This window comes from Clostridium thermopalmarium DSM 5974 (assembly GCF_002995795.1).
Lineage (GTDB): Bacteria > Bacillota > Clostridia > Clostridiales > Clostridiaceae > Clostridium_H > Clostridium_H thermopalmarium.
In genome coordinates this window covers 67,542-78,332 of sequence record NZ_PVXN01000058.1, presented here as the reverse complement: position 1 = coordinate 78,332, position 10,791 = coordinate 67,542, and the positions used below count along the sequence as shown (strand labels likewise).

Here is a 10,791-nt window from a genome sequence, read left to right as displayed (position 1 = left end):
TAATTAACTTAATGTCATAGATATATAAACCCGTCTCCTCTAATATCTCTCTTTTCAACGCTTCTTCCATTTTTTCTCCTAATTCTATATGTCCTCCTGGAATTACGTATTTATTTCCCCATTTATGAGATTTGCAAATCAACATTTTCCCTTCAGGATTAAATATAATTGCACTGACGGTTGGTTCAGGATAATTACTCATAACTTTTTATACGTCTCCTTTTCTACATTATTTCCACCCATTTGCCTATGTTTATTTCTTATTTCTTGCAGTAAATTTTAAAATAAAGTCATTTCTAAATAGGGATAAGTTGGGAAGTTTATTATCATGTAGTGGATTATAATTCTTTATTAATTTTTAACTGTTTTTGATTGTTTTTAAGCCAATTCATAACCTCAGTTGATGAAACAGTTCCTTGTGCAGAAAAACCTGGTAGTATTATGGAATTTGGACACTCTTTTGCTATATCCTTTTTAATATTACCAAATCCTCCGCCTCCATGAGTACAAAAAGGAATTACTATTTTATCTGTAAAATCATGCTGCCTAAGAAAACTCAAGACTGGCGGTGCTATTGTTTTAAACCAATTGGGTGAACCTATAAATATTGTTTTATAACAATCTATTGGCTCATTTCCAGATATCAATTTAGGGCAAAATCCTCGAGAAATCTGATTTCTTACTTCTTTAACAGCAGTATTATAGTCAAAGGAATAATTCTTTTCAGGAACTAATTCTCTTAAGTCGCCGCCAGTTTGCGCTGCTATTTCCAATGCCAAACTCTCTGTGAACTTGAACAATGAATAATAAACAATCAGTATATTGCTCATATATAATACCTCCTACTTTACTATTATACATTGAAATTACTAAAATCTAAGTTACTTTTGTCTTATTTCTTTTTAAAATTGCTTATTGAGGCAATTACTCTATATACTAATGCCAAGTTAAATATTGACCATAAAATTGAAACGATAATATTTTCTCTATTTTATCTCAAATAAAAAGAGATAAAGTCAGGCTTTTTTATACATGACTTTATCTCTTTTTTTGAACAACTTTTTTCTATTTGAACGTTTTTTTACATTTGAACGAGTTTATTTTTAGTGGACAACAATTAAATAAAATTATTAAACATTGATACTGTTAAAAGTAAGGCTATAATTTGTTTCTTTGATTTGTGTCTACTCAAAAAAACCACCCCCTTATTAATTTTTTAGGTAAATCCAGAAACATAATATATTAACATACCACCACTCCCTTTAAATTATTTTTTATATGTAAAAACACCAAGAATTTAACTCATGGTGTTTTAAAGTATCTTATTTTCTAACAGTCCAAGTAAACTCACCTGTAAATAAAGGTTCTCTCGGATCGTAATTCATTAATTTCCCTTTGGCTGAATAAACTCCCGGTTTGGATAAAGATACTTCTTCTAAATCCCAAACTGTAGGGACTTTTTCTGACTTTATAATATCTCCATCATAAAATACCACTGTTACATTAAATTGGCCAGAATTTAGCAGCACAGTTTCTCCCTTGTATACTCCACTATTTCCAATAACTTTACCTACACTGAATATGTTAATAGCCCTAAACCTTTTAGTGTAGTCTTTTTTTAATGCATTTCCCTTTACTCCCAGAAGACCTTTACTTACTACTAATGTAAAATATCTATTACTCTCATATTCTGTTTTAGGGCTAACATATATTTTCTTTTTATCTACTGGGTCTACCGAAATCTTTAAAGGCACTCTTTTTTTATTATCTTCTTGATATACATATATGTATTTCTCAAGATTTTCTTTTGTTGCACTGACTTCCTTATTAAGATTTATTGTCCATGTTTTATTACTTAAAACTGTTAATGGGATTTGCTGCGGTGTTTGAGCATATGCTTTTGTTCCAAACATCAATGCAAAGCAAAATGCAAAAACCATATTTACAAATACCTTTTTCATCTTATAATCCCCTCCTGTATATTTAAATGATTGTTATTATTATATCATATTTATTTTAGCAGTTTTTTTCTGTATCAGTCAAGTTTAACTGAAGTGATTGTAATAAAAAAATGAAAAACGCACATAAGTTATTTCTTATATGCGTTCATCATCTATGGGTTTGGATAAGTTGCACTCTTTTGTTTATTTTGAGGAATATCATTAAGTTCAGAAGAGGCAAACTGTGTTATATTAATTGTTCCTCCCCCAAGTAACGGAGTTAATTTATATTTAACAGTTGCTACACCAACAACCGTAGGTCTATCTACCGGAACAGTAATATTTCTGTTTGTAACTTGTGATGGAATAGTACCAGCACCAGGGAAATTTATAAAAGAGCCTTTATGTCTATTATTATAAATTGTAGAATAAAAACTCACTTTATTTCCACTATTGGTATCAACTGCCTCATAATAGTTATTAACCTGCTTTGGAGTAACCCTAAAATTTTCACTAAAAATATCTCTAAATACACCATTTGCTTTTGGTACATCTATTTGAAGTGTGCCATTAGGGACTTGTTGCCAATCTATCCTTGAACTTGCTGATTTTACAGCAGCATTCAAACTTATCTTTAACCTTTTTGAAGTTTTATGGATATTGTTCAAATCAATTATTCCTGACATTATTACAGGGAATAGTATAACCATCATGATTGCAACAATAATAAATGTTGCCCCTTTTTTACTCCTTAACTTGTTCAGTATCATGGCTACACCTCCTTTTAATAATTGATTTTTTCGCTTAATATATACCCTTTAAGGGAGTAAAACCATTGTACTTGCGTACCATTCGCAACTCTAAATGGAAGATTTGCCTTGTTTGCTCCTATCATCTTGGATAAGCCATTAATGAACTTAACCTCTGAATCTGCAGGGTATCTTATTTCTATTGAGATTTTAGGGTCTGCATCATCTCTATATTTTAATGCAGAAGTATTTCCGTTTCTTGCATCAGCATTTGAACTAATAGTTATAGCTCTACGAACCGCAGGGTCAGTGCTTTTTCCTGGAGGAATTAATCCTTTAGCTTCTAAATTTTCAAAAGTTATATTTTGAACCCTATCTGTAAGCCCACCTTCAACTGATACCATTTGCATAGTAGTTGTTAATACATCCTCAAGCAAATTTTCCTTATGTGTCAGCGAGAACGTGGCAAGAGGATAAAACAATATAAATGTGAGCAATCCTAAACTTACAACTATTTCAAATAACGTACTTCCACCTTTTTTCTCCTTCAGCTTATCTTTAATAAATCTTATTTTCATATCGCTCACCTCTGTTCTCCTAATTAATCGGATGTTCCGTTTATTAGCTTATCAACATCTATCTTCTGTGAACCTAATAAGGCCTCGTTAGTAGCATTTGTTTTATTAATTATTGTTTTATTGATAGACGCAAGCATCGTTACTGCCAATCCACCCATAATAGCAATTACTATCAAAGTCTGTATTACACCAGAACCTTTTTTATTGTTTATTTTATTTGTCTTGTTCATGTTATCATCTCCTTTTTTGTTTTTATCCATAGTATTTTAAGAAATGTATTATCATATATTCAATCTAAATGAAAAGAGGAGGGCAACGGATATTTCCTGCCCTCCTCACTATGCGCGTTGCATCTGGTTTCTATTATTTAAGTTTTGCTCCGGCATCATTAGCTGCCTGTGTAAGGTTAGTATCTATTGAGTTTACAACAGCCTCATTTTTAGACTTTATCTTTGAGGATATAGCTCCTATTGATGTAATAGCTAAAGCTCCCATTATAGCAATAACAATTAAGTTTTGGATAACCTCTGAACCTCTTTTATTTCTAAACGCTCTTTTCACGCTTATCAACTCCTTTGCAACGTATTCTTTATAATGTATATAATAGGAGAGTGTTATATTTTATCATATACTATATTACAACTCCCCCTATTATATGTTATTCTGATTTTACTTTAAAATCTAAAAATAAATTTCTTATTTAAGACCTGCTCCGACATCATTAGCTGCCTGTGTAAGGTTAGTATCTATTGAGTTTACAACAGCCTCATTTTTAGACTTTATCTTTGAGGATATAGCTCCTATTGATGTAATAGCTAAAGCCCCCATTATAGCAATGACAATTAAGTTTTGGATAACTTCTGAACCTCTTTTTCCTTTGAATACTTTCTTCATGTACACCATCTCCTTTGACATGTTATTTATAATTACTCGTTTTATTGTATTTTTTTATATTAAATAAAGAACTCACAATTTTTCAAGTATTTCTTTTAAAGAATTTTATTCTCCATCTATGGTTAAATGATATTGAATGATTCTTTGTGAAATCAAGTCTTTTTTGATTTTTAATTTAAAAATTCTAAACACATTTTATAATCTGTTTACGAAACAAAATGCTTAAAAATAAAGCTGTCTACTAACTTTATATTGTTAGTAAACAACTGTTTTCTAAAAATAAAGTTGTTTACTGAAACACATCTCAAACCTGCATTCCACCGTTGCAAAAGATTATGCATTTTAAAATAAAGTTGTTTACTAAACCTACAATATATGGAATAAAACGTTTTACATATTGTTTCCACAAAAAAAATTATGATTTATAGCAAATTATTAGTATAATATAATTATACAAATTAGTCGTATAATTATAATTTCATATATACTTAATTTCATCACTTTGAAATATGCAAATAAAGTATATTAAAATATTTATTATATTTTCAAGTATTTTAAAAAATTAATTTATACTAAAGGCAAATTGGTATCTGGGATCATTTTGTCTTCTGTGATTGTATAAATACACCTTTGGCCACATACTCCTCAATATGCACCTACCTACTTCTACTGACAAACCAGCAGGCATTGCGGCAAATAGGTGGATTTCATCATAATCATATATATGTTTCTCGGTTTCACTTCTAAACTTGCTCTTAATATCCTTTACTTGCGATTCGTATATAACTTTATAACGCAATGGGTTATCAATAGTAAATCGCAATATTGAGTGTTCTGAAGTACTTACGTAAACGTCAATATCTTCGTTTTTTATCGTGCTGCTTATCTCCAACACCACAATCAGCTTTTTAGTTTTTGGATTATTTTCGATATAACTAATTGTCACAGGTATTTTTTCCGCATTTTCGGAATCAAGTACCCATTTCCCATTTTCGTCAAACTGGTAAATCTTAATATTATCATTATCGTTTTGTAGCATATACCCCATTTCTATAAGAAGAGGAATTTGTGATAAAGGGAAAATATGTACTACATTGTCCTTTAATCTTGAAATTACACCATTAATAAAACTATCTGTATTAGATTTATGTTCCATCCATTCTTCCTGGGTACTTATTTCAATATTTGAATAGGGATAGTGATAAACTGGTACTTTGCCAAAGCCCATATCATTTAGGAGTTTCTGCTGATTAATTGGAGTATTCATTGTTTTATGTATGACTACAACAGGATTTTCCCTATATTTTGTAGCTGGAAATTTGGCTGTATTGAAGCTATATATTCCATACGGCGCTTCATGGCCAACTTCGGTATCCCACGTCCAGTAACCTCGCTGATTCCAAGCATGGAATTGGATATTATTATTACCTGTTTCAGTATCAATATTCCCTATAGCAAGACCACCTGCATCGAAGTTATCAGATCTCATTTGCCGACATACGCAGAAGTGTGTATCTATATGACTGTTGTAGTTAATCATTGCTTCATGTAAATGGCCACTCAAATAAAAATCGATATTATAATCTTTCATAAAGCCTTTGAGTTGATCTTGCTCCATTCTATGAAAGCACTCAAAACTATGATGTCCTATCGCAATATTGAGATCGTCTGCCTTTAGTCCTGCATCCTTTAAGCAACTATAAAGTTTATTTGAACCCAAGAAAAGGCGTCCCTCTTCCCCGTCCATACCACATAGCCATGCAGTATTAAAGTGAATGATTTTAGCACCATCTACCTCTCTAACAAAATGAATGTCTTTAACTGGATATTTTTCTTTTTTAATATGCTCATATAAAGTAAAAAACTTTTGTTGAGCGGAAAGTAACATCTCAATACTGTCATCACTCAAATCATTCACTACATCTAATCCTTTATCACCAGCTTCTCTTATTTGTACTATTTTTTCTATTCTTTCTTTTGACTTACGGCTCACATCATGATTTCCAGGAACAAAAAAAAGATGTTTCTCATCCAATTCTGTAACCCTTAATAATTCAGTAATAAATTTATAAAGGTCTTCATCATATTCGGCGTCCTTATCTGTTATATCACCTGTTATAAATAGAAAATTCACTTTATCCTGCTTCACTATCTCTGCAATCTTGTCAAACAATTTTCCTCTCAATCTATTGCTTTGATAATTCTTATATGCAAAGTGAATGTCCGATAAGTGTATCCATCTATACTTCATTATTCTTCCCCCTTATTAACAATCTGTTCCAGCAATATTATACTTAATGAACTTTTGTTCCCTTCCCATATTCTCAACTTTTCTGTCCCAGCAATAATAAAATAAAGATATTGACTATCAAACTTGTTCTCTTTTAATAGCCTTTTCCACTCACTAATATCAATGTACGAAGGGGTAGGAATAGGTTCAGGATGTGTATGCCATTCGCCGAGATAATTACAAGTTCCTTTACTTTTTATCCATTTTTCAGTTACTACCTTTTGGTGGTATTTCTTTTGCTTAAGAAAAAAACACCTTTGCCTTGTATCATTTTTCATCGGTGTAGTAATATCATCTACTACTATATCACTGGAATCAATAATGTACCTACCTAACAACACACCACCAGCCTCGCATTTCTCTTGATCATCCTGTAGATATTTCATAATCTTTTGTAGTGCATATACATCAATTTTTATTTTCCCACCATCACTCTTACGAAATATAATTGACTTATTATACATTTCACACACCTTTTAAATTTCCACAAATATCACAGAAATCATTTTTGTATAAATATCTGCTATTAAATAAATTTTCATTTGTCAGAAAATAATACTCTGACAACTTAAATCCATTATCCAAGAACAAATCTGCATTACCTTTCCACGACAATATAGGATTATCCTTTTCCTTGCCAATCAATACATCAATAGCAAGCCTTGTTGCCACAATGGCCGTCTGCATAGAATCTATTGAACCATAAGGCATATAAACACTACCACATCCAGAAATCTGCTTTGCAAAAAATTGTCCTGCCGCAGCAAAAGAAGCCCTGTTATATAAAGGAGCCTGTTTATCAAATGGATCAGTATACAAACATTTTAAGCAGCCATTCTTATTGTTATTGTTTGTTAAAATTGCATGGCCACCTATTCCATATGCCTCTAACCATGTAAAAATAACTGGAGGCATACCATTCTTTTTGTGAAAATACTCATTAATATATAATTCGATTGTAGGATTCCCTATAGCAACAATCACTAAATCATACTTCCAAAAATCAACTATGTTATTTGATATTATATTTTCAATTCTATCAATATACTCTGGAAGAACTTCTATGTTGGTATAAGGTAGTTTTTCTTCTATTTCTCTCTTTAAACCCAGAATTTTGGAATGAAATTTTACCGTTCCTTCGTTATTTTTATACCTTTCGGGTATTAGACTGTTTACTCCCAAAGTGTGTCTGTAAACATTCTCCTGCATTAATGTATCCTGGTCTATGAGTGTAATATTTTGCACTCCAGCTTTTGCTAATTCAACTGCTATATACCCGCCAACAGACCCACATCCTATCAGTGCCACCTTTTTAGAGGTTAATAGGTTTATTCCTCCACCTCTTGGCATGATATATCCTTTATCATGTCTTACAATTCTTACTGGAACAAATTTACATTTAGCGTCAGTCTTATATAAAGGATGCGAAAAATATTCTGTCCTCTTATTCGCCCCTTGCTTTATTGCTGAAAAATTTGAATACTTAACACCAATGAATGCCTTATTCCCATTTAAGAGAGGGATGCTAACTAAAACAATTAATACATCACTACTTCTTACCTTATGTTTAACTATATGCTCTATAATTTTCTTATTTGAACTTGTTACATTTTTATATATAATGTGTCTGAATTTTTTCATAGTCCAGAATGTCCCATAGCTTGGAGGAATAATATCTGTGCCTTCCCGAAGTGGTATATATAATGCATCTATAAATATCGGTTTTCCCATACGAGTTTTTCCAATATACTTATAGCAATAATTCATAATATCCGAGATACTATCACCAGCAAAATAGTATGGATAATTTTCAAATTTAGCCACCTTTATTTTTTTTACATTATTCGTTAGCTCAATGTTTGATTCTATAAGAAAGGTATTGTCAAGATGACTCCAGTAAGACTCAAATTCATTCTGAATATCCTTACGATTAATCCCATTAATGCCATCTTTCAAAGTTTTTAGAACCTTATCAAATGCTTCTTCAATAATTCCAGTAACATTATTTGTATCAATCAATAAACCCTCATCATGGATATAACAAATAAACCCACTACTGTCTACATGGGCAATGAAACCTAATGCATCATAAGGCTTTAAGAAGAATAAAGGTTTATATAATGGAAAGTGTTTATCAAGGGCAATCTGAATAGTAACAGATTGCCCTTCTAATGTGACTTTCCCTTCCATTACAAGCGAAAAAACATGATCCTTATATTTAGGATATTCGTTTTCGTTCAATACTTTAACATTTTTATAATAGGGCAGAGAATTTCTTATATATTCCTCGATAAGTTTTAACATTTTCATTTCCTTTAAGCTGATTCACTTGTACTGATAAATGCTTGAGATTTTTTCTGCCCTGTTTCATCTTTAGGCGGCACTGGAAAATCATCTCCAAAAACTCCTTTTAGAATAATACACGCCTTATGTGTATCAACCTCATTTTGAGCTTTACATAATGCTGTTTTTAAATCTTCCAACTTTGCCTTAAACTCCGACATCTGGTTGTCAGTCATTTTCTCAAACAAATCATTAAACGGTTCTGTTGGTAAATTAATATGTAACCTTTCAACCCATTTATCCTCGTCTGGACGATATTCTAATTGAAATTTATTTATAATACTTTGCACCAAGTTTTTAATAGCACTTAAATCATCATATTTATATTTACCACTTGCGAAATCATACTGTTTACTGATACTCAATAGTTGATAAGCTGCAACAGTCAAACCAATTCCATTTGGTGCTGCATTTCCGTCTACAGAAAAATTCTCATCCTTCCATCGTTTTAAATATCTAATTACTCTTCTGAACTGTTTTCTATCATCAGCATCTTGATAATTATCCTTAATTTTATTTATTAATTCCAAAGGATTTGATAGCTCCCAGCTTTTATTGTCATCATTAGAATTTAGCTTTCCTTTTGCCAAATACAGCTTCCCGTCACTATTATTTGCAGCATATATCGCTAAATCCACATGAAATTCAGGTTCTCCATCTTTTAAATATGTCACTGTTACACATGGTCTTTTCATCACAACATTACTCGTATGGTCTTTCACTGCATCATATACCCATTTTTTTACTGCAATAGGATCAGGATAATCGTCTTTAGAAATATTAAACCTTATACCTACGTCAATATCGTACTCACCTTTTATTGGTTTAGCACCTGTCCCCATTGCATAACTGCCCTGATTAAAAGTCGTGTATTTTGGAACATCATCCCCCTTTTTGTTTTCAAGCCTATTTAGTATAATATCCCTTTTTTCCCGCAATTCTTGATTTTCATCGGTATCTGAAAGCTTTATGTTGTCATGAAACTCCTCAAAATACCTCTGTACATTAGCCATTTTTTCACCCCCATACAATTCATACCATAATTATACATCATTTTTACAAAATAAAACATAATTTAATATTAGTTTCCAATAGTTACGTTAAACATAATCGTAAATTTTTTCAAATCTATAATCTTAACATTATATTACATATAAGATTAATTCTACAAACCTACCCAAATTCCTCTATTTACATAAAACTATTGATACTGCTACGGTTGTTTCCTACAAAAAAACTCCTTCAAAACTCCCCCCTCTCAACCCTTGATTTTCCTACTTCCTAATTTATTCCTGCAAAAAAAGTCTTTCAAAATTCCCTCTTTTTCTCTTCCTTTTTATTACTTTTTTAAGGTGAAAAATGAAAATAAAGTCGTACAAAAAAGTGGTTAAAAATTAAGGGATAGGAATTAGTAAAAGGTTAGGTTTTAAGGTTAGTAAGTGGAGCTTTTATTAAATTTCCTATTTCTCTTTATCTTTGAAAACCATTGATAAATCTACCTTTTAACCTCTATTCTTTTATCCTATTCCCTATTCCCTTCTCACTAAATTCTAATTACTTTTTCCTAAAAAACAAGAGAGAAAGCCAGGTTTCAGCTCCTGATTTTCTCTCGATTTTTGAACAACTTTTTTTATATTTGAAAGAGTTTGTTTTTATTTGAATGAGTTTTTTTGTAGGAGACAATAGCAAATAAATCCCTTTGTAAATCCTTTCATAAATGAAATAAACTAAAGCTATCAGTAGCTTAAGTCTTTTAGCTTTAGCATTTCCCATTACGAGTAGCAAACTCACTATTTTCTTTATTAAATATATAAAAGAGTAGAGACTTTCTGTTTCCATATGGACTATGAAAAAATGCTTCAGCTATAGCTTATGCTACTGCTTAAGCTATCTAAATTGTGCTTAAGCTGATATTTAGTAGTTCTTCACTTAACAGTTTTAAAAAAATGCTTATCTATCCCACTTGGACATAACCTCATAAAAAAGCTCTGTCAAAC

General features: G+C 31.2%; 12 protein-coding genes. All 12 read right to left on the bottom strand.

All coding sequences use genetic code 11. The features are described 5' to 3' along the window. Positions 1-202 (bottom strand): NUDIX domain-containing protein (locus CPAL_RS11800; protein WP_146126587.1); only part of this gene is annotated, 202 nt, incomplete at its 3' end. 136 nt (positions 203-338) lie between these two features. Beyond that, positions 339-830 carry a flavodoxin gene (locus tag CPAL_RS11795; RefSeq protein ID WP_106024694.1) on the bottom strand — a complete coding sequence of 164 codons (492 nt, stop codon included), beginning with the start codon at positions 828-830 and terminating at the stop codon, positions 339-341. Between the two features lie 492 nt (positions 831-1,322). After that, positions 1,323-1,961 carry a hypothetical protein gene (locus CPAL_RS11790; RefSeq protein WP_106024693.1) on the bottom strand — a complete coding sequence of 213 codons (639 nt, stop codon included), beginning with the start codon at positions 1,959-1,961 and terminating at the stop codon, positions 1,323-1,325. 152 nt (positions 1,962-2,113) lie between these two features. Next, positions 2,114-2,710, bottom strand: a complete 597-nt coding sequence (locus CPAL_RS11785; RefSeq protein WP_106024692.1) for a hypothetical protein — start codon at positions 2,708-2,710, stop codon at positions 2,114-2,116. A 14-nt stretch (positions 2,711-2,724) separates the two neighbouring features. Then, a complete protein-coding gene (locus CPAL_RS11780) occupies positions 2,725-3,267 on the bottom strand; it encodes a hypothetical protein (protein ID WP_133241826.1) in 543 nt (180 codons plus the stop codon). Between the two features lie 23 nt (positions 3,268-3,290). Beyond that, complete coding sequence (locus CPAL_RS11775; protein ID WP_106024690.1) at positions 3,291-3,497, bottom strand: hypothetical protein; 207 nt, start codon at positions 3,495-3,497, stop codon at positions 3,291-3,293. 133 nt (positions 3,498-3,630) lie between these two features. Next, entirely contained in the window at positions 3,631-3,828 is a 198-nt protein-coding gene (locus CPAL_RS11770) for a hypothetical protein (RefSeq protein ID WP_106024689.1), read from the bottom strand. Between the two features lie 135 nt (positions 3,829-3,963). Next, the gene (locus tag CPAL_RS11765) at positions 3,964-4,161 is read right to left on the bottom strand and encodes a hypothetical protein (protein WP_106024688.1); all 198 of its coding nucleotides are present in this window, start codon (positions 4,159-4,161) and stop codon (positions 3,964-3,966) included. A 562-nt stretch (positions 4,162-4,723) separates the two neighbouring features. After that, positions 4,724-6,412 carry an SAVED domain-containing protein gene (locus tag CPAL_RS11760; protein WP_106024687.1) on the bottom strand — a complete coding sequence of 563 codons (1,689 nt, stop codon included), beginning with the start codon at positions 6,410-6,412 and terminating at the stop codon, positions 4,724-4,726. Beyond that, entirely contained in the window at positions 6,412-6,915 is a 504-nt protein-coding gene (locus CPAL_RS11755) for a Mov34/MPN/PAD-1 family protein (RefSeq protein ID WP_207654937.1), read from the bottom strand. The genes CPAL_RS11760 and CPAL_RS11755 overlap by 1 nt, the downstream gene beginning before the upstream one ends. 1 nt (position 6,916) lies before the next feature. Next, positions 6,917-8,755, bottom strand: a complete 1,839-nt coding sequence (locus CPAL_RS11750; protein WP_170063602.1) for a ThiF family adenylyltransferase — start codon at positions 8,753-8,755, stop codon at positions 6,917-6,919. A gap of 11 nt (positions 8,756-8,766) precedes the next feature. Beyond that, positions 8,767-9,807, bottom strand: a complete 1,041-nt coding sequence (locus CPAL_RS11745) for a nucleotidyltransferase domain-containing protein (protein WP_106024685.1) — start codon at positions 9,805-9,807, stop codon at positions 8,767-8,769. Between the last annotated feature and the right edge of the window lie 984 nt (positions 9,808-10,791).